Genomic DNA, 18108 nt, shown 5'->3' on the forward strand with positions numbered 1-18108 from the left:
CAGGCTCGCCTCTTTAAAAATTAAGCTTGTTGTTTGCCGTGACAGTTTTTAAACTTCTTGCCTGAACCACACCAGCACGGGTCGTTGCGCCCGAGGCGTTGGTCTTCTGAACGGCGGACCGGTTTTTTCTTCACCGGCGCGTCGTCCTTGCCAGACACCGCCACTTCCTCCTCGACGACTTTCTCGCGTCGGAGGTTGTCGCCGACTTCGGCACGGAGCACGAAGCCGGTCACTTCTTCCGAGATGGCCGCGTTCATCGCGTCAAACATGCTGACGCCTTCCGCCTGATACTCACGGAGCGGGTCGTTCTGTCCGTAAGCACGCAAGTGGATGCCTTGACGAAGCTGGTCCATATGGTCGATGTGCGCCATCCAGTGTGAATCGACGGCACGGAGCACGATGATCTTCTCGAACTCGTTGAACCGGTCCGGTGGTGCGAGTTGACGTTTCGCCTCGTACTGGGCGTTCGTCCGTTCAAGCAACAGTTCCGTGATCTCCTCACGTTCTTTGCCGTAGAAGTCTTTCCCGGCGACCGCGTTCTCGAGGGCGAGCGTCTGGTTGGCCCAGTGCGCCAGCTCGTCGATGTTCCATTCTTCCGGCACGAGTTCGAGCGGCGTGTATTGCGCGACGCCCATCTCGACCGTCTCACGGATCATCGAGCGGACGATATCGGTGACCGATTCGTTCTCGAGGATGCTGGCCCGGTCTTTATACATGACTTTCCGTTGGTCGGCCATGACGTTGTCGTAACCGAGCAACTGTTTACGGGCATCATAGTTATTGCCTTCGACACGTTTTTGGGCCGACTCGACCGCTTTCGAGACCATGCGGCTCTCGATCGGTTGCGTGTCGTCCATGCCGAGGCGCTCCATCATGCTCTGGAGGCTGTCGGTCCCGAAGCGGCGCATGAGCTCATCTTCGAGTGACAAGTAGAACTGCGATTTACCCGGGTCGCCTTGACGCCCGGCCCGACCGCGGAGCTGGTTGTCGATCCGGCGCGACTCGTGGCGCTCGGTACCGACGATGTAAAGACCGCCGAGCCCGATGACACCTTCGCCGAGCTTGATGTCGGTTCCGCGTCCGGCCATGTTCGTCGCGATCGTGACCGAACCTTTTTGTCCGGCGTTCTCGACGATTTCGGCTTCACGGGCGTGGTTTTTCGCGTTCAAGACTTCGTGCTTGATTTTCTTCTTCGTGAGCAGCTTGCTCAAATACTCAGACGTCTCGACCGCGACCGTACCGACGAGGACCGGTTGTCCGGTCGCGTGCGCCGAAGCGATCTCTTCGACGACGGCTTTGAACTTGCCTTCCATCGACTTGAAGATGAGGTCGGAACCGTCTTCACGGACGATCGGTTTGTTCGTCGGGATCGTGACGACTTGCATGTTGTAGATGTTACGGAACTCTTCTTCCTCCGTCTTCGCCGTACCGGTCATCCCGGCCAGCTTCTCATACATCCGGAAGTAGTTTTGGTACGTGATCGTCGCGAGCGTCATCGATTCCCGTTGAATCTCGACGCCTTCTTTCGCCTCGATCGCCTGGTGCAGACCTTCCGAGTAGCGGCGTCCGTCCATGACCCGACCTGTGAACTGGTCGATGATCATGACTTGGCCGTCGCGGATCATATAGTCGACGTCATGATGCATGACGGCGTTCGCACGCAATGCGAGCCCGACGTGGTGGTTGACCGAGACGTGCTCGATCGCGAACAAGTTGTCGATGCCAAAGAACTTCTCGGCGAGGTCGACCCCTTTGTCCGTGAGTAACACCGACTTCGTCTTCACATCGACCGTGTAGTCGTCTTCGAGCTTGAGCGTCCGGACGAACGCGTCGGCACGTGTGTACAATTCAGTTGATTTTTGGGCCGACCCTGAGATGATGAGCGGGGTCCGCGCCTCATCGACGAGGATCGAGTCGACTTCATCGACGATCGTGTAGTAGAGCTCACGCTGAACACGGTCTTCCTTATAAAGGACCATGTTGTCACGCAAATAATCGAACCCGAGTTCATTGTTTGTCGAGTACGTGATGTCACAGTTGTACGCCGCCTGCTTCTCGACGCGGTCCATGTTCGAGACGTTCAGTCCGACCGAGAGGCCGAGCGCGAAGTAGAGCGGTTCCATGAGTTCTTTGTCACGTTTCGCCAAATATTCGTTGACCGTCACGACGTGTACGCCACGGCCAGTCAGGGCGTTCAAGTAAACCGGGAGCGTCGCGACGAGCGTCTTCCCTTCACCGGTCTTCATCTCGGCGATGTCGCCGTTATGGAGCACGTAGCCCCCGATGAGCTGGACGCGGTAGTGACGCATGCCGAGCACGCGTTCTGACGCCTCGCGACAGACCGCGAACGCTTCCGGAAGGATATCGTCAAGCGTTTCCCCTTTATCCAGACGCTCACGGAATTCGACAGACTTCGCCTGAAGTGCTTCGTCAGACAACGCCTTGACCGGCTCAGCGAATGACTCGACTAAGTCGGCCGCTTTTTCTGCTTTTTTCAATACTCGTTTCTGTGGAGCAAATAAATCTTTCAAAAAGTTCGCCATACGTTTTATCTCCTCTGCACTCAGTCAAAAATGCATGTTTTTTCCCTAATGTACAGTTTAACCGAAGTGACCCACGCTTTCAAGGAAAGGCAAAACGAAACGGCCCTCCAAGTCGGAGGGCCGTGTGAATTCAAAGTTAGATTATTCAGGTTCGATCAAGCCGTATTTACCGTCTTTCCGACGATAGACGACGTTCGTGTTCCCGGTCTCCGCGTCTGAGAAGACGAAGAAACTGTGACCGAGCATGTCCATTTGAAGGATCGCTTCTTCCGTGTCCATCGGCTTGAGCGTGAACCGCTTCGTCCGCACGAGTTCGAGTTCTGCCTCGTCCTCGTCGTAAGCAGGAATGTCTTCAGAACCTTCGAGTGATTTGAAATACTCGCCGATCCCGCCTTCTTTGGCGCGTCCTTTACGGTTGAGCTTTGTTTTGTGTTTACGGATTTGACGTTCCAATTTGTCGACGACGAGGTCGATTGCCGCGTACATATCGAGGTTGGTTTCCTCAGCGCGAAGCAATAAGTTCGTCATCGGGATCGTCACTTCTACTTTTTGCTTTTCGTTGTACACTTTCAAGTTGACGTAAGCCGTCTGTGCATCCGTAGGAGTTGTGAAATACCGAGTCAACTTCTCCAGCTTTTTCTCGACATAGTCTTTGATGGCTGGTGTGACTTCAATGTTTTCGCCGCGAATGTTATAAATCATCTTAACTCCTCCTTAAAATAACCGCTTGAACCAATGATTCGTCATTTTGGACCGAATCTCCTGCCTCATCGCTTAAAAAGATCTTAAAAAGAAAGCGGAAGCGGGTGGCTCATATATAGTATACCCCGTATTCAGTTTATTTGAAAACGTTATCATCAGAAAATAATGACAATTTTGTTCCGATGCTCACGCCTGCAATCGAATCGGTTGTATAAAAAGAAGTTACCCGTTATCGCCGTTTTTAAACTCGTTTTCTTAAGAGAAAAATACTATGTAAACAAAACAAAAAACCGACTTCACGAGGAAGCCGGTTCACGGTTTGAAATTATAATTTTACAACGTTAGCCGCTTGTGGGCCGCGTTCGCCATCTACGATTTCAAACTCAACTTCTTGACCTTCGTCAAGAGCTTTGTAGCCGTCAGTTTGGATTGCTGAGAAGTGTACGAAAACGTCTTTGCCGCCTTCTACCTCGATGAAACCAAAACCTTTTTCTGAGTTAAACCATTTTACTTTACCTACCATGTGCAAATCCATTCCTTTCACCATTGAAGAATACAGAGGCTTTCCCTCTAATTGCTATATTACCACCTTATCGGTCACGATACAAACATTTTCTGCTTTTTTGTAAATGAATCGTCTTTTGGCTTACATTGGAATTATATTTCCCTACTTTTCATATTGGCTTATTGAATTTACATTTTTTGTGATATATCATGGAAGGGATGATTTAGGTTTGTGCTTTTTTTGAATATCGGCCGATCCTGAAAATCTAATACGAGGAGGATGGTGCAGCGTATGCGCCCCTACTATTCCGAGGAAAAATATCGCATCACGAAGCGAACCGTGGCGATCTTGCCTTGCTTTGACATGATGAAGCAATCGCGGATCATTCTCGAGGACGGCAGCGAGATTTCGACCCCGCTCCGGCCGTACCAGTTGCTGCAGCTCTCTTGCCGCCAGTACAACAGCTCGATCGAGGAACGGATCTTCGTCGCCAAACGCGTCGCCGGGGTCAAAGGCAAAGTGCCGGTCGTCATCGAACCGACGACGGGACTCGTCTTCTTCCCGACGAAATCGCCGAAACGTGAAGATTGCGAATGGTACGCCTGGTCCCACATTCGGGACATCGTGACTGTCGAGGGTGCCCCGAACGGCGTGATCGTCACGAAAGACGGTCACCGCATCCAGACGAACGCGACCGCGTACGTCTTAAAAAACCAGATCAAAGCGACCGGCGAATTGGTCGCCCGGTTCCAACAACTGAACATGAGCCCTGCGCTCGAATCTTGACCTGCCTTCCGTCGTTTGACGGGAGGTTTTTTATGGGGATTTTGCTTCACTTTTTGAAAAAGAGGTCGATATATTGGTCGAGGTGACAACAATGCAAATCCAAGCGCAACTCGCTACAACCGTAGCCGCGAAAGCGGGTGTCCAGATGAACCGCGTCTATAAAGCTGAAATCGTCAAGCAGACCGGTCCTGACACGGCCATCGTCAAGGTCGGCGGCGAACAAGTCGAGGTCACGTTCAAAGACGGGCTGCCGAAGACGAACCCGTTCCAACTAACGCTCGTCGAAGAGGACGGGGTGTTGCTCGGGACCGTCGTCGTCAAACCGGAAACGGAGACGGCGGACGCACCGGCGCCAGGGACAAAACCCGACACGAAAGTCGATACGAAAATCCAAGCGTTGCTCGCATCGCTCCCGCCTGAAGTGCGGAGCGCCGTCAGCCGCTTGATCCAATCGGGACGCCTGCCTATGAACGAGGACACGGTCCGCTTGCTCGAGACCGTCTTCAAAGGCGACATGCGCGACGCCGTCTTATTCTTGCGCACGATGGAAGCGCCCGTCGTCAAACCCGACGTCGCCAAAGACATCGCGGTCGCTTCACTAGATGAAGCGAAACGTCAACTGAAGGTGCCGCCACCGGACGCGCCGTACCCGCAAAAAGAGCGTTACGTCGAACTCGTGAACTTGTCGCGACCGGCCACAGAACGCGTCACACCGACACCGGAGACGGTCGACCGGCTGATCAAAGAACTCCCGGCCGCACCACCCGCCCGTCCCGAACCGAAGGAAGCCTTGCCACCCGTCAATGGACGTCAAGTCATGGTCAAGGAAGTGACGACGCATCTCGCTGCCGTGACGAACACGTTCCGCTCAGAACAGGCGACCGTGACGAAACAGCTCGGACAAGTCGCGGCGCTCGTCGAATCGAAGCCGCATTTGGCCCGCCCTGCCTTAGAGACGGTCGGGACGCGTCTGACGCAACTCATCCAAAAGACGGACGCCCTGTTACATACCGACGCTCGGCAAGAGAAAGCGCTCGTCGCGATGACGGCGAAGCTCGACGTCGCCTTGTCACTGTTGTCGACGAAGCCTGCCGAGAGTGCCGCCCTCATTAAAGACGTGCGCACGGCGTTGAACGAGTTCCGTTACGTGCCGAATCAGGTCCGCGTCGAATACATCCCGCATGGCGCCACTCGTGCCGGTGAGGTCCACGTGACACCGCTCCGCCTTGACGCCAACCTGTCAGGCCGCCACGTCCAAGAGACGGCGCAGCGCGTCCAGACCGCTTCACAACAGGCGCAAGCGCAAACGTCACAAGCCGTTCAGGCATCGGCCTTGTCGGTTCGTTCCGAAGCGGCGTCACCGGAAGCGGCACGCCTCGCCTCGTTCTTCCAAGTCCAACAGACGATCAACCGGCTCGACGGCGGGCAGCTCCATCAGCTCCTGCTCGCCCTGCCGGCGAAGGTCCAGGAGATCGACACCGGCATCCACGTCCACATCCAAAACCGGGAAGCCGGCGACGTCGTCGATTGGGAGAACAGTGTCCTCTACATCCGGCTCGAGACACCTCGCTTAGGCGAGATCGGCGTGAAAGTCGAAGCACTCGACCGCAACCTCCGGCTCACGCTCGAACATGATGACCCGACGGTCGAACGGATCGCGCGACCGCTGCTCGGAAAGATCGAGACGACGCTCGAAGCGATCGGCTACCGGAGCGTGACGACCCAGTTCCGCCCGCTGACGAAAGCCGAGAAAGTCGAAGTCGAACCAGAGCGCACGCAGACGACCGGCTATGACTTTAGAATCTAGGAGGCCCTTATGTATCAACGCATGGATTTGACGAAACGTAAGACGGCCGCCGTCGTCCGTTATGACGAGACGACCGACCGGGCCCCGATCATCGTCGCGCGCGGCACAGGTGCCGTCGCCGACAAGATTTTGGAAGAGGCACGCTCGCGCGGTGTGGCCATCGAGCACGACCATTCGCTCCTCGGCCACCTGCTCGACCTTGACCTCGGCGATGCCATCCCACCGGAACTATATGACGTCATGGCCGAAGTGTTGCTTTTAATAGAAGAACTTGACTCGATCAAAGGAGAACAATCATGAATTCGAACCGATTATATGAAATGAGCCCGGAGGAGCTGACGCAAGCGATGCTCCACGCGCTCACCTACCATTACGAGACCGCGCTGACCGCGACGATTGCCGAGCGCAACCGTCATCTGCGCCAAGCGCGCGAACTGCTCGCCAAACTGTACCAAGGACTTCATGACAGCGGCGGCATCATCTCGGCCCAGCTCGAGGAATTGTACTTGTACATGGCGAAAGGCAGCCTCGAGGCGCTGATCGAACAAGATATGGATAAGATCAAAGAGCTCCATGCGCTCGCGACCGATTTAGAGACGACGTGGGACGAGGCGGTTTTGAACGCTCAGCTCCAACCCGCACACGTAGGAGGAAACCGTTATGAAAATTACTAATAACATTCAAGCGTTGAAAGCCTATACGTCACTGTCACTCAACCAGACGACGATGAAGAAGACGATGGACCGCCTCTCGAGCGGCGTCCGCATCAACAAGGCGTCGGACGACGCGGCCGGCCTCGCCATCTCCGAGAAGATGCGGATGCGCCTCGACTCGTTGTCGATGGCCGAGCGCAACACGCTCGACGGCATCTCGCTCACGCAGACGCTCGAAGGCGGCATGAACGAGACGCACTCGCTCCTGCAGCGCATGCGCGAACTGTCGGTCCAAGCGGCGAACGGGACGTTGAGCCCGGACGATACGAAAGCGATCCAAGAAGAGATCAACGCGCTCACAGAAGAAGTGAGCCGGATCGCCGAGACGACCGAGTTCAACTCGAAGAAGATCATGAACGGTGACTATGTCGCCGGGAACGAGACACTCTTCTTCCAACTCGGGGCCGGCAGCGGTGAAGGCGTGCTCTTGAACGTCGCCGACATGCGCGCGGAAGCGCTCGGCATCGACGGGCTCGACGTCACGACGCAAACTGGTGCAAACGACGCCATCGCCAAGTTTGATAAGGCGATCAACGACGTCTCGCTCGAACGCTCGAAGCTCGGTGCCATTCAAAACCGGTTAGAAGCGAACGTCGGTGTCGTCACGATCGGTTCAGAGAACTTGACCGCGTCTGAGTCACGCATCCGCGACGCCGACATGGCCCGCGAGATGATGGACTTCGCCCGCCTCAACATCTTGAACCAGTCCGGCATGGCGATGATCGCCCAGTCGAACGCGTTGCCGCAAGGCGTGTTACAATTATTGAACTAACTTACAGAAAGGACGAGGCCTGATGGACATTCGTCGAATTATGGAGACCCAGTCGCTTCACGGAGCGGGCAAAGCCAAGCGGCCTGACGCGGAACCAGGCGTCTCGTTCCAGAACGTGATCGGACAAAAACGCGAGGACCGCGAATACGAGCGCTTCCAGCGCCAGATCGCGGCCATCCATGATCAAGGTGAGCTTCTCGCCGAGAGCCAGACGGTCGAGTCGCTCACCGAATATAAACGATTGATCAAAGACTTTATGAAAGACGCCGTTGACGCGGCGCTCAGCCTCGAAGACAAACGCGGGTTCAACCGCCGGGGCCGAGCCAAGATCTATAAGATCGTCGAGCAGGTCGACCAGAAACTGCTCGCACTGACGGACCAGGTCATCTCAGGAGAAGCGTCACGTCTGTCGCTCCTCGACCAAGTCGGTGAGATCCGCGGACTTCTCGTCAACGTCTACGTATGAGGTGACGTATGGCTGAACATTTGTTTTCGAAGAAAGTGAAATGCCCGTACTGCTTGAAAGAAAGTGTGACACCGCGCATCTTATCGCGCCATATCCGGCCGCAAGAAGTCGCGAAGGACGGCTACACGACATACGACGGTGAGAACCCGTACTTGTATGAGCCAGCCGTCTGCAGCCATTGCCACCTCGTCTTCCACGACTCGTTCGATAAAGTCCGCAAAAACAACCGTGAGGCGCTCGAGACGAACTATTTGTCACGGATCAACCCGGAGACGCTCCAAGGCGACCGCACGCCCGAGCACGTCATCCAACTGTACAAGTTCGCCGTCATGACGGCGCAGCTGAGCGGACAGAAGCCGTCCGTCGTCGCCATGCTCGGGATGCGGCTCGTCTGGGTGAATCGCTTGATCGAGAACGAGACGGCCGAGAAGGAATGGATGCAGCGGACGCTCGACAAGTACAACGAGGTGCAGGAAGTGTATACCGACCAGATTCGGACCGGCCTGCCGTACGATCAGCTCATGTTGCGGATCGCCGACTTGTCGGCCGCCCTCGGATTGTATGAGGACGCCCGACGTTGGTACGGGATTTTGCTCGGCAGTAAGGAAGTCTCAGAACGGATCCGGACGCAGGCCCGTGATCATTGGGAAGAGTTTCGGACCGAGCACGCCTAGACGGACAGGACATCCTGTTCGTCTTTTCTTGATTTCGGGTATGGGAGAAAGACACTACACAAGGGGGAAATGACATGTTTGAACAACGATACGTGACAGAAGTACGCAGCATCTTCCAAGAACAGAAACAGCTCGCAGAAAGCGCGCTCAATCAAGTGAGCGACGACGATTTGCATCGCGTGCTCGCACCGGACACGCTCTCGCTCGCCGTCATCGTGCAACATATCTCGAACAATATGTTATCACGTTGGACCGACTTCTTGACGACGGACGGGGAGAAACCGGACCGGAACCGTGACGCCGAGTTCGAGGACCAACAGTTGTCCCGCACCGAGCTCATGGCGACGTGGGACGAGCGTTGGCAGCTGCTCGACGACGTCTTGGCGAGCCTGACTCCTGAAGACCTTGGCAAGGCCGTCTTCATTCGCGGTGAAGAGAAGAGCGTCATCTGGGCGATTGAGAAGCAAGTGTCGCACTACAGCTATCACGTCGGTCAAATCGTCTACTTGGCAAAGGTTTTCGCCGGAGAGAACTGGAACGTGTTGACGATTCCGCTCCCGCATCAACGTAAATAAGAAAAAGCGCATCGCCATGATGCGCTTTTTCTTATTTGGTGACATCGATTGTGTATTCATATCGGTCTTCGGCGATAGTGCTGAAGCTGTCGTCGTAAGGTCCTTCAACAACGAAACGGACCTCTGTCAATTCTTCAGGCATTGATTCAACATGGAACAGTACTCCACCTTCCTTTTTTACTTTTCCTAGAAACTCTCCACCCACGTCTTCCGAAATAATGATGTCCGCGTCGACTTGTTCTCCTGTGTTCGTGACAAGTCTAGCTTGGTTCGGATGAAAACTGACGGTCTCGTCGCTCGTATTTTCAACAATGACATTGAACGAAACGATAGTCACTTCTTCTTGCTCATCAAATAAAAACCGATAATCAGAGGCGACTTCAAGTCGAACTGTTTGAACTTTGTCGATTTGAAAAATAATCGGACCTATCGTTTCTTCTATTCCAAGTTCTCGATTTTTCATATAAATTTGACTTCGTCCAATCTCATCTTCCTGCACTTCAAATTCTTCTTCGTGAACCACTTCAGAGTCGGGCGTCACTTCTTCTTCGCTGTCTGTCGAAGGAGCATTTTCGTTTTGAGTGGTTGGTTCGGCAGGAGTTGGCAAAGTCTCGCCGTCCCCGCATCCGACTAGAAACATAAGGAGAATGGCAAAAATAAATCCATACGATTTCAACCCAATCCTCTCCTTTACATCTAAACTTTTCCAACTTATATAAAACTTATTCCCCATTATTATGAATGTCATTCGAAGAGGCGACTGAATAAATTGAAAAATATTCTCTCACAGCACTGCTACATAAAAAGGTCGCACCAGTCTTCTAGTGCGACCATTCATCATTTCTCAACGTTGATCGTATACTCGTAACGATCTTCTCCGATTGAATTATAATCGACGTCGAACGGTCCATCGACGACAAGTTTCAATTCGGTCAACTCTTCCGGCAGCGCCTTGACGAAGAAGAGGATGTTTCCTTCTTTTTTCACTTTGCCGAGGAACTCGCCACCGACGTCATCCGAGAACCACATGTCGGCCGTCACTTGCTCCCCTGTGTTCGTGACGAGCGTCGCTTGGTTCGGATGGAAACTGACTGTATCGTCGACCGTGTTTTCAACGATGGCGTTGACGGCGACGACCGTCACTTCTTCTTGGCCGTCGAACGAATCACGATACGCTTCTGCGACTTGGAGCCGTGACGTCTGCACTTTATCGATGGTAAACGTCAGTGAAGCGATCGTCTCTTGAATGTCGAGCGCTTTGTTCTTCATGTAGATCGTGTTCGTCCCGAGCTCGCTGTCTTGGACTTCCGTCTCCTCTTTCGTTTCCACTTCTTCTTGTGGAGCGGTGTCTGTTGCTTCTTCCGCTACCGCGACTTCTTCCGTATCGGTTGCTGTCGTTTTCAATTCGTCCGCCTCCCCGCAGCCAACGAGTAGCGCGAGTGGTAAGGCAAATAGGAATCCGTATCGTTTCATGTTCATTCAAAATCTCTCCTTTTAAGTTGACGAGTGGTGGTTGATACAACGAGCATAACGGATTCATCCACCTGACCTTGTCAATAAAAAGTGATAGGTCTATACCCCTAGAAAATAAAAAACAAGGCTCACAATTGAGCCTTGTTCGGTCTTGACATTTATCCGCGAGCTTTTAAGTCTTCTTCTTCATAAGGGTCGGGGTTATCTTCGATTGGTGCGTCGTCCTCGACGTACGCCTCAAGTTTCGGGTCCCGTTCCACGTATTCATCGTACGCCCCTTCTGGACCGTAGACGAAGTAACGACGATCTTTCACGTTAGGTTTTACCTTTTTCTCACTCATCTCGTTTCCCTCCTCTTTCCAGAACAGAAGCAACGGGTATAGTGGTATTTACCCGATATTACAACAAAACAGACGTGTTTGCATCCTCGTCATTCGTTGAAACGTTTATGCGACTTTTTCTGTATAAAGAGAAACAATAAAACGAAGGGGCTGGACGTATGTTATTCAAAATAGTATTGAGTCGAGGCAGTGTACTGCTTGCAGGCTTTCTCACCCTTGTCCTATGGCAGAACTTGAACGGTGACGACAGTGCGGCTCGCAGTTTTCTATTTTATGGGGTCATCGCCTTTTTCCTCGGACTGACGAGTGTCATCTACCAAATCCAAGATTGGCGCTTCTCGAAACAGATTCTCGCCCATTATGGTGCGATGCATGTGACCGTATTACCGACTGTCTTGTTGAGCGGCTTCTATCCGTCGAACTCACTTCAAGATTTATTTCACGTCTACATACAGTTTAATTTGATAGGGCTTATCTTATTTGCCGCCACGTTCTTCATCTCAAAATTGCTAAGGTACCGAAAGCCAGCCAAAATAGACTAAACACAAAACGAGCTTGGGGATGCCCCAAGCTCGTTTATGTCTGTTGGTCAAATAGTCCAGAGAAGTTCGAGTCGACGTCTTCGTACGGGTCGACGTACGATTTGACTGTCTTCCGTTCTTGCCGCGTCGTCCCGAGCGTCATCCCGAGCCGTTGATGCTCGGCTTCGATCAAGCGGGCAATCTTTTGACTGTCGTCGACGAGCTGACGGATGACCGTCTGATCGGCCGCTTCTAAGTCGGGGCCGTGCGCCGACAGCAGCTGTTCGCGGTCGTCGAGCAGTTCATGGATCTGGTCCATCCACGTGTCATACGTCGGCTCTTCTGGCACTTGCGCCAGCAAGTCTTTCAGCCGTTGCGTTTTGAGAATGATCTCATCAATCGGTCTCATCCTTGTTTTGCGAGTTTCATCGCTTCCTTCCACGTATCGCGGAGTTCGGTCGTGAAGTCGAGCACCTCATCGAGGATGGTCGTGTCGTTCTTAACGTTCGCATCGACGAGACGGCGCCACAAGTACTCGTAGAGTGAGTCCAAGTTCGCCGAGATGGCGATGTCTTTATTGAGCGTCAGACGTAGCTCTTGGAAGATGGCTTGCGTCTTTTGGATGTTCGTGTTCTTCAAGTCAGGATTTCCTTGCTCGAGCGCGAGCTTGGCGAGACGCGTGAACTTGAGCGCCCCGTCATACAGCATGAGCGTGAGTTCCTGTGGGTTCGCGGTCGTGACCGCGTTGTTTTGATATACTGCGTATGGGTTGGCTACCATTTAAATTCCTCCTCTTAAGCGCCTCCGCCTAGAAACTGTTGCAGTGATGCCGCTTGCGAGTTTGCTTGGTTCATTGCTGTCTCCATCGCTGTGAAGCGACGGTAGTAGGCATTCTCTTTACTGATTAGTAAGTCGTTCAATCGTTCAATACGTGTGTCGATTTGAGCCATTTCCCGGCCCATAGCATATGTCGGAGCTCCAGCACCATCAGCTCCAGCGATACGAGTGATGGTCGCTCGTGAACTCACAGCGGCGTCACGAATTTGTGGAAGTAGTCCGTTCGTTTCGTTCGTGAACAATTGATACACTTGCTCAGGATCTTTTTCGATGGCAGCTTTGAGCTTCTCTTCGTTCAACTCAATCTTTCCACCGTTCGTGAAGTCGGACCCAGTGGCAAGACCGATTTGGAACAACTGCTTCATCGTATCGTCATTCGATGAAGACGACGTACTAGACCACTTACTACGCATTGTATCCATCGCACCGCGGACAATTGTATCACCGCGTAGCATTCCACTCATTGCTTTCTCTTCCCATTTCTTGATTTCGTCTTCCGACAGTTCATCACGCTGCGCTTTCGTGAGCGGTGCAAAATCACGGAATTTATCCTCTTTAACCTTTTTATTCATTAAATCAATTGTCTCGTTATATTTATCGACGAAACCTTTAATATTGTCGAATATTTTTTGTGTGTCAGTTGCAGCGGAGAGAGTAACTGGTCCAGCAGTCGGATTATCTGGTGTCGGAAATCTTGATTTCAGCGTGAGTGTCATATTGTCGATAGTGACAGTGTTTGAAGCTCGTTCCACATCGATTCCGTTCACTTTGAACTGAGCATTTTGACCAATCGGATTTGTCGAGCCTACCGAGAATGCTGTTTTAAAGCTCGAATCGAAGTCAATTGTCGCATTTGCACCAGTTTCTTTTGTAGAAAGCGAGATTTTACCAGTCGACGATTCAAAGAATGCCGATAATCCTGTATCTTTCTCATTCAACTTACTCATCAATTCTTGTAAAGTTGCATCCGCACTCAGCTCAATTTTCTTGTAAGTGCCTGTCTCGGTCGATTTATATTGAATCTCGAAACCTGTTCCTGAGGTATACTCAGCAGCAACTCCTTTAGGAATAACCCCACCTGGATACATTGTCATATTCGTAGCCGTTAATTTTCCAGTTGTCGCATCATAAGTAAAATCAGCTTTATTTAATGGAGCTCCTGCAGAATCTTTAAATGTCATTGTCGCAAAATCCAAATCTTTCGGTAGCGTCAGTTCAGTTCCAGCTGTCTCTTGAATGACACGTTTTTGACCAGAAACAAACCCATTCATATCTGAAAGTTTTGTTGCACTTGTCAATTTTGCGCCATTCCGATCCGTCGCGTCTAAAATTGTCGTTGCTGACGTCGCAAGTTGTGTCACCGAGTCAATGCGAATAGCACTATTCCCGCTCGATGGTCCTGCTACGACCGATACGCGTGACTCATCAGATGAGCTAGATGTCTTCGCATAGAAGTTTCTGCTGAACGTTAAGTCAACCGCACTGTTACGAAGTGTCATAAGCGAGCGGTTAATCTCACGGTATGCGTCGCGTTTCCACTCAGTCGTCTGTTTTTTTTGTTCGAGCTTGTCGACCGGTGCCCGTTCGACTTGCATCAATTGTTTAATAATTGTATCTGTATCAATTCCACTGGCGAGTCCGCCAAATCGGATTGGTGATGTCATAGTTAGCCTCCTTTAGACACGTTCATCGAATAAATGATTAAACTCCATGAACGCCGCGAAGAAGTCGAGTGACTTCTTGCTTGGAATCTCGCGGATGACTTCGTTGTTCGTATCCACGATTTGAATATAATAATCGTTCAATTTTTCATGTTTCATAAACTTTAAGCCAGTACGTTGTTGTTCTAAAACTTGATTCGCCTTCTCGACGGCCGCCTCTAACTTGGTGACGTGTTGGGGGGTCGGTAAAATAACGATGCCTTCGTCGGCGAGACGAGCATGGTTCGCTTCGACGAACACGTTTTTCGTTTGTTCGTACGGCAGTACAGAAGATGGTAGGTGAAGCCGGACTTCAGAGATGGTCGGGTTCATAAGCTTCTGCTCCTCTTATAATTGTTCTCATGGACTATATCGGTTCATTCACCATCAGTTTGCAGTATTTTGCTGAAATGGCTCCTGCTTTTCACGTTCTAAATAGACCAGGTGTGCTTGTAGTTCCTGAAATTGCTCATTCAATTGTAGTCGTCTCTTATCCTCACATTGTGTCGCCTCAATCGCGATTGAACGCATCGTCCGTAAGACGTCCTCAACTTCCGTCAATCGTTCTTGTTCAATCTGAATTGCATGTAGTTGCTTCTGTAATTCGTTAATCATCTGTACACCTTCTCTCAGTGTATGTATCGACTTGTCAATCAAAAAGTTGATTCAAGCTAGTCCATTATTGAAACCGGTCCGCTGTTCAAAACGGGAATAAATAAACTGAAGCTACTATTTCGTAAAGGAGAGAAAAGCGATGGACTGGGACGGACTTTCTGAGGAGCAAGTCGCTATATTAGTCGCTAGTATTTTAGGGGACGGAGAAATCACAAAATGCTACGTGTATGATCGACGCGTGAATAATAGCTACCGCGAACATTTCAGCATGGGACAACTAAGCTACCGAGAGTGGAAGCAACGAAAGCTTCCAGATTTATTGTATTTACGCGGCAACAACCTTGTGTCACGTTCGATTCCACTCATGACGAGACTGTTTCCATTATTCTATCCAAACAATAAAAAACTGATTCCGTTCGAATTGCTCGAAGACATTCGTCACCCTTCATTTCTGCTTACGCTCTATCTTGATGACGGTTCCCTACTATTGAGCAAACGGTTCAACAATAACAAAAAAGAAATTCAATTCACACCACACATCGCCTTGTACTTACAAGCGTTCTCTAAAGAACAGTTAGAGCGATTGGCAGTTTTCTTATTTGAACGATTTAACATCAACGTCCGGACGTCAGGTACGCCAAGCGGGACAGGCTATTATCTTAAAACAACTAAAGTCACAGATACATTTCAAATTCTTGATGTGTTGAAACCTTATCTGACTGAGTTGCCAGACTTTGCTTATAAATTGGATTGGGAGACGCGCCTTGCTTCAGACATCGCTCAACACAAAACCTCACATCCCGATTATACAGTTCGGGTGTCAATCCCAGCCCGTCCGTATTCAAATGAAGAAATCGCTTCGTTGATTGAATGGAAACATCAAGGAGTCACAGACCGTGAGATTGCCCGACGCTTAAATCGAACCTATTGGTCGGTCGTCTATAAATGGCAAGACGTGAAAAACCGTGAAGCATAAGCTCCACGGTTTTTAGTATAACTTTTAAATAGTCAATTGCTATATTAACGGAGCAATTGAAGTACAGCTTGCGGCTGTTGGTTTGCTTGCAGATACCCATATCTTTCAATATGGTCCAGACTATATCTTCACCCTTTTACAATACTAATATAAGAACATAAATTATTGTAAAATAGGGGCTGGGCACTTCCCTCGCCGTTTACGAGGTACGGATCTCATAACCATGGACCATAAGTCGTTAGGTCGTTCATCCTAGTCGTTGAACCTTCATCACAGTTTCCTGACAGATGCTTGGCTGCTGATTGTCCAATCCCTTCCTTTTTTCAAAACGTTCACGCTCACCGTTTCCAGTCACGTTGTCGTAAGGAGGGCTCTAAGGAGTCCCAGCAATTCACCCAGTTGTACTCTTATCCGTTACCAGATAAGACGCCCGTAAATCTTACCGAAGAAGTTGAAGGACTGCTTCTGGTTGAGATTTCGATTGAGCCATCATTGCTTGCGCAGCTTGGTTGAGGATGTTGTTCTTCGTGAAGTTCATCATCTCTTTCGCCATGTCTACGTCACGGATACGTGATTCAGCTGCTTGAAGGTTTTCAGCCGAAGTGCTTAAGTTGTTGATTGTGTGTTCAAGGCGGTTTTGAACAGCTCCTAATTTAGAACGTTCAGAAGATACTTTTTCAATTGCATCATTAATGGTTTTTACCGCTTCACTCGCTTTATCTTGTTTTGATACATTGATACCAGCATCTGCTACAGCGCCTTTAGTAAGTTCATTATTAACAAATTCTGCAGCCTTCGCTTCAGTTTGTACAACTGAAATAGTACCAGCCACAGAAGATGCTGCTGTAGTGGCAGAACCTGGAGTAGCGTTTGTCGTTAAGTCCCCACCAGAGAAATTGACTGTGATTCCTTTGTACCCAGCTCCTGAGAAAGTAGCTTTCGTTGCATCAGATTGAACCTTAACAGTTTCTGTTGTAGTTCCATTTGTGATTGCGATGGATACTGTGTCTTTTGCACCACTTCCAATAGCCGCAGAACCATTTCCAGTTGTTAAACCATTATCTCCAGTAGCAACAAACACCTGTGAGCCACCGGTGGCTGTATTTAATGCTCCCTGAATAGCAGCTGCTGTTTTACTATCGTCAAAAACATTGACGCTAATAGTACGTGCTGTATTATCGATTGTGGCACTAGCTGAACCACTTGCCCCACCATGGTTAATAGTTACTGTGTAACCATTGTAGGCATCTGTATTTTCTGCAGTTGTAATAGTTGTTCCAGAAATTGCAGTTGTTGTTCCTACAACTCCACGATCAGCCACTTCTACAGTTGCTGAAATTGTAAGGTTTGACTTATCAATCACACTTGTACCAACGTCTGCTTTATCAAATTCGATACTGCTAATTTTCGTGGCGTTAGCAAGATTTCCAGTTGTTAAATCTCTAGCTACACCTAATGAAGAAGCATCCATTGCTTTAATTGACAATGAAATATTTTGCCCGTTATTTGCACCAATGTGGAATTTCAAATCACCTTTTCCTTCAGATGTGATTCCGCCATTTAATAGACTTTGCTGGTTAAACTCTGTATTGTTTGCGATTCTTGTTATTTCTTGAGCTAATTGGTCAACTTCTTTTTGAATTTCAGTACGATCTGTATCATTATTCGTATCGTTTGAAGACTGAACCGCTAACTCACGCATCCGTTGTAAAATATCATGAGTTTCATTCAATGCACCTTCAGCTGTTTGAATCAATGAAATGCCGTCTTGTGAGTTACGTGTCGCTTGGTCTAAACCGCGAATCTGTCCGCGCATTTTTTCAGAAATCGCAAGACCAGCTGCGTCATCGCCAGCACGGTTGATACGAAGACCTGAAGATAATTTTTCCATCGCTTTACCAGTTTGAGTCGTGTTGAACGACATGTTACGGTGTGCGTTCATTGCGTTCATGTTATTGTTAATAATCATTTTAATTTCCCTCCATAGGTTTGAGTTTTTCCGCTCTTCCAAATCCATTTGTCCGAGCATACAAGGTTTAGGCCGGCCCTCGCCTTGTATTAGTTGGCAACGTTTTTGCGTTTCCATACTCTATATCGGAGTC

The 18108-nt window shown here is 50.3% G+C and carries 22 protein-coding genes; 10 read left to right on the plus strand and 12 right to left on the minus strand.

What is annotated here, in order from left to right:
• Window positions 1-20: 20 nt before the first annotated feature.
• From secA to cspD, 3 genes are all read right to left on the minus strand, one after another.
• On the minus strand, window positions 21-2543 hold the full coding sequence (gene secA / locus KNP77_RS06420) for a preprotein translocase subunit SecA (protein WP_214889324.1): 2523 nt from the start codon (window positions 2541-2543) through the stop codon (window positions 21-23).
• Between the two features lie 141 nt (window positions 2544-2684).
• The gene (gene hpf / locus KNP77_RS06425) at window positions 2685-3245 is read right to left on the minus strand and encodes a ribosome hibernation-promoting factor, HPF/YfiA family (protein WP_016508657.1); all 561 of its coding nucleotides are present in this window, start codon (window positions 3243-3245) and stop codon (window positions 2685-2687) included.
• Between the two features lie 325 nt (window positions 3246-3570).
• Window positions 3571-3768 (minus strand): cold-shock protein CspD, encoded by a 198-nt coding sequence (gene cspD / locus KNP77_RS06430; RefSeq protein ID WP_035386012.1) that lies wholly within the window; start codon window positions 3766-3768, stop codon window positions 3571-3573.
• Window positions 3769-4029: 261 nt separating this feature from the next.
• On the opposite strand from cspD, the gene KNP77_RS06435 reads away from it, so the two are divergent.
• The 8 genes from KNP77_RS06435 (at window position 4030) to KNP77_RS06470 (ending at window position 9543) form a co-directional block, all read left to right on the plus strand.
• Window positions 4030-4536: a competence protein ComK gene (locus KNP77_RS06435; protein WP_236633350.1), complete on the plus strand. Its 507-nt coding sequence runs from the start codon at window positions 4030-4032 to the stop codon at window positions 4534-4536.
• A 91-nt stretch (window positions 4537-4627) separates the two neighbouring features.
• A complete protein-coding gene (locus KNP77_RS06440) occupies window positions 4628-6343 on the plus strand; it encodes a hypothetical protein (RefSeq protein ID WP_251138964.1) in 1716 nt (571 codons plus the stop codon).
• Between the two features lie 9 nt (window positions 6344-6352).
• Complete coding sequence (locus KNP77_RS06445) at window positions 6353-6643, plus strand: EscU/YscU/HrcU family type III secretion system export apparatus switch protein (RefSeq protein WP_071397988.1); 291 nt, start codon at window positions 6353-6355, stop codon at window positions 6641-6643.
• Window positions 6640-7017, plus strand: a complete 378-nt coding sequence (locus tag KNP77_RS06450; protein WP_214889330.1) for a flagellar export chaperone FliS — start codon at window positions 6640-6642, stop codon at window positions 7015-7017. The genes KNP77_RS06445 and KNP77_RS06450 overlap by 4 nt, the downstream gene beginning before the upstream one ends.
• Entirely contained in the window at window positions 7004-7828 is an 825-nt protein-coding gene (locus tag KNP77_RS06455; protein ID WP_214889335.1) for a flagellin N-terminal helical domain-containing protein, read from the plus strand. The genes KNP77_RS06450 and KNP77_RS06455 overlap by 14 nt, the downstream gene beginning before the upstream one ends.
• 22 nt (window positions 7829-7850) lie before the next feature.
• Window positions 7851-8294 (plus strand): YaaR family protein, encoded by a 444-nt coding sequence (locus KNP77_RS06460; RefSeq protein ID WP_016508634.1) that lies wholly within the window; start codon window positions 7851-7853, stop codon window positions 8292-8294.
• Between the two features lie 8 nt (window positions 8295-8302).
• Entirely contained in the window at window positions 8303-8968 is a 666-nt protein-coding gene (locus KNP77_RS06465; protein WP_214889337.1) for a DUF2225 domain-containing protein, read from the plus strand.
• 74 nt (window positions 8969-9042) lie between these two features.
• Window positions 9043-9543, plus strand: coding sequence for a DUF1572 family protein (locus tag KNP77_RS06470; RefSeq protein ID WP_214889340.1), 501 nt, complete (start codon window positions 9043-9045; stop codon window positions 9541-9543).
• Between the two features lie 31 nt (window positions 9544-9574).
• Here the strand turns inward: KNP77_RS06470 and KNP77_RS06475 are convergent, their stop codons facing one another.
• The 3 genes from KNP77_RS06475 to KNP77_RS06485 all read right to left on the minus strand — a co-directional run bounded on the left by KNP77_RS06475 (window position 9575) and on the right by KNP77_RS06485 (window position 11357).
• Window positions 9575-10219, minus strand: coding sequence for a DUF4352 domain-containing protein (locus KNP77_RS06475; RefSeq protein WP_251138965.1), 645 nt, complete (start codon window positions 10217-10219; stop codon window positions 9575-9577).
• 161 nt (window positions 10220-10380) lie between these two features.
• On the minus strand, window positions 10381-11022 hold the full coding sequence (locus tag KNP77_RS06480) for a DUF4352 domain-containing protein (RefSeq protein WP_214889343.1): 642 nt from the start codon (window positions 11020-11022) through the stop codon (window positions 10381-10383).
• Between the two features lie 152 nt (window positions 11023-11174).
• The gene (locus tag KNP77_RS06485; RefSeq protein WP_131464039.1) at window positions 11175-11357 is read right to left on the minus strand and encodes a hypothetical protein; all 183 of its coding nucleotides are present in this window, start codon (window positions 11355-11357) and stop codon (window positions 11175-11177) included.
• Window positions 11358-11515: 158 nt separating this feature from the next.
• Between KNP77_RS06485 and KNP77_RS06490 the strand changes: the two genes are divergently transcribed.
• Entirely contained in the window at window positions 11516-11899 is a 384-nt protein-coding gene (locus tag KNP77_RS06490; protein WP_214889345.1) for a DUF3021 family protein, read from the plus strand.
• 34 nt (window positions 11900-11933) lie between these two features.
• Here KNP77_RS06490 and KNP77_RS06495 read toward each other — a convergent pair whose 3' ends face one another.
• Genes KNP77_RS06495 through KNP77_RS06515 form a run of 5 tightly spaced genes read right to left on the minus strand, consistent with a single transcriptional unit; the run spans window position 11934 to window position 15030 of the window.
• A complete protein-coding gene (locus KNP77_RS06495; protein WP_070328660.1) occupies window positions 11934-12287 on the minus strand; it encodes a flagellar protein FliT in 354 nt (117 codons plus the stop codon).
• Window positions 12284-12658 (minus strand): flagellar export chaperone FliS, encoded by a 375-nt coding sequence (gene fliS / locus KNP77_RS06500; protein ID WP_214889347.1) that lies wholly within the window; start codon window positions 12656-12658, stop codon window positions 12284-12286. Before fliS ends, KNP77_RS06495 begins: the two co-directional genes overlap by 4 nt.
• A 14-nt stretch (window positions 12659-12672) precedes the next feature.
• Complete coding sequence (fliD, locus tag KNP77_RS06505) at window positions 12673-14379, minus strand: flagellar filament capping protein FliD (protein ID WP_214889349.1); 1707 nt, start codon at window positions 14377-14379, stop codon at window positions 12673-12675.
• Between the two features lie 12 nt (window positions 14380-14391).
• Window positions 14392-14748, minus strand: a complete 357-nt coding sequence (locus KNP77_RS06510; protein ID WP_131464045.1) for a flagellar protein FlaG — start codon at window positions 14746-14748, stop codon at window positions 14392-14394.
• Between the two features lie 54 nt (window positions 14749-14802).
• Window positions 14803-15030, minus strand: a complete 228-nt coding sequence (locus KNP77_RS06515; protein ID WP_131469846.1) for a hypothetical protein — start codon at window positions 15028-15030, stop codon at window positions 14803-14805.
• A 139-nt stretch (window positions 15031-15169) separates the two neighbouring features.
• Here KNP77_RS06515 and KNP77_RS06520 point away from each other — a divergent pair, with 139 nt between their 5' ends.
• Window positions 15170-16006 carry an endonuclease gene (locus tag KNP77_RS06520; protein WP_214889350.1) on the plus strand — a complete coding sequence of 279 codons (837 nt, stop codon included), beginning with the start codon at window positions 15170-15172 and terminating at the stop codon, window positions 16004-16006.
• A 439-nt stretch (window positions 16007-16445) separates the two neighbouring features.
• On the opposite strand, the gene KNP77_RS16060 is transcribed toward KNP77_RS06520, so the two are convergent.
• On the minus strand, window positions 16446-18092 hold the full coding sequence (locus KNP77_RS16060) for a flagellin N-terminal helical domain-containing protein (protein ID WP_285801009.1): 1647 nt from the start codon (window positions 18090-18092) through the stop codon (window positions 16446-16448).
• Window positions 18093-18108 lie beyond the last annotated feature (16 nt).

The organism is Exiguobacterium sp. s142 (assembly GCF_018618455.1).
In the GTDB taxonomy this organism is placed as follows: domain Bacteria; phylum Bacillota; class Bacilli; order Exiguobacteriales; family Exiguobacteriaceae; genus Exiguobacterium; species Exiguobacterium aurantiacum_A.

Coding starts and splice junctions, on each gene's coding strand:
- KNP77_RS06450 (WP_214889330.1), top strand. CDS start 6,640: ATGAATTCGAACCGATTATATGAAATGAGCCCGGAGGAGCTGACGCAA.
- cspD (WP_035386012.1), bottom strand. CDS start 3,768: ATGGTAGGTAAAGTAAAATGGTTTAACTCAGAAAAAGGTTTTGGTTTC.
- secA (WP_214889324.1), bottom strand. CDS start 2,543: ATGGCGAACTTTTTGAAAGATTTATTTGCTCCACAGAAACGAGTATTG.
- KNP77_RS06465 (WP_214889337.1), top strand. CDS start 8,303: ATGGCTGAACATTTGTTTTCGAAGAAAGTGAAATGCCCGTACTGCTTG.
- KNP77_RS06480 (WP_214889343.1), bottom strand. CDS start 11,022: ATGAACATGAAACGATACGGATTCCTATTTGCCTTACCACTCGCGCTA.
- KNP77_RS06520 (WP_214889350.1), top strand. CDS start 15,170: ATGGACTGGGACGGACTTTCTGAGGAGCAAGTCGCTATATTAGTCGCT.
- KNP77_RS06485 (WP_131464039.1), bottom strand. CDS start 11,357: ATGAGTGAGAAAAAGGTAAAACCTAACGTGAAAGATCGTCGTTACTTC.
- fliS (WP_214889347.1), bottom strand. CDS start 12,658: ATGGTAGCCAACCCATACGCAGTATATCAAAACAACGCGGTCACGACC.
- KNP77_RS06515 (WP_131469846.1), bottom strand. CDS start 15,030: ATGATTAACGAATTACAGAAGCAACTACATGCAATTCAGATTGAACAA.
- hpf (WP_016508657.1), bottom strand. CDS start 3,245: ATGATTTATAACATTCGCGGCGAAAACATTGAAGTCACACCAGCCATC.
- KNP77_RS06510 (WP_131464045.1), bottom strand. CDS start 14,748: ATGAACCCGACCATCTCTGAAGTCCGGCTTCACCTACCATCTTCTGTA.
- KNP77_RS16060 (WP_285801009.1), bottom strand. CDS start 18,092: ATGGAAACGCAAAAACGTTGCCAACTAATACAAGGCGAGGGCCGGCCT.
- KNP77_RS06435 (WP_236633350.1), top strand. CDS start 4,030: ATGGTGCAGCGTATGCGCCCCTACTATTCCGAGGAAAAATATCGCATC.
- KNP77_RS06445 (WP_071397988.1), top strand. CDS start 6,353: ATGTATCAACGCATGGATTTGACGAAACGTAAGACGGCCGCCGTCGTC.
- KNP77_RS06440 (WP_251138964.1), top strand. CDS start 4,628: ATGCAAATCCAAGCGCAACTCGCTACAACCGTAGCCGCGAAAGCGGGT.
- KNP77_RS06460 (WP_016508634.1), top strand. CDS start 7,851: ATGGACATTCGTCGAATTATGGAGACCCAGTCGCTTCACGGAGCGGGC.
- KNP77_RS06470 (WP_214889340.1), top strand. CDS start 9,043: ATGTTTGAACAACGATACGTGACAGAAGTACGCAGCATCTTCCAAGAA.
- KNP77_RS06495 (WP_070328660.1), bottom strand. CDS start 12,287: ATGAGACCGATTGATGAGATCATTCTCAAAACGCAACGGCTGAAAGAC.
- KNP77_RS06455 (WP_214889335.1), top strand. CDS start 7,004: ATGAAAATTACTAATAACATTCAAGCGTTGAAAGCCTATACGTCACTG.
- KNP77_RS06490 (WP_214889345.1), top strand. CDS start 11,516: ATGTTATTCAAAATAGTATTGAGTCGAGGCAGTGTACTGCTTGCAGGC.
- fliD (WP_214889349.1), bottom strand. CDS start 14,379: ATGACATCACCAATCCGATTTGGCGGACTCGCCAGTGGAATTGATACA.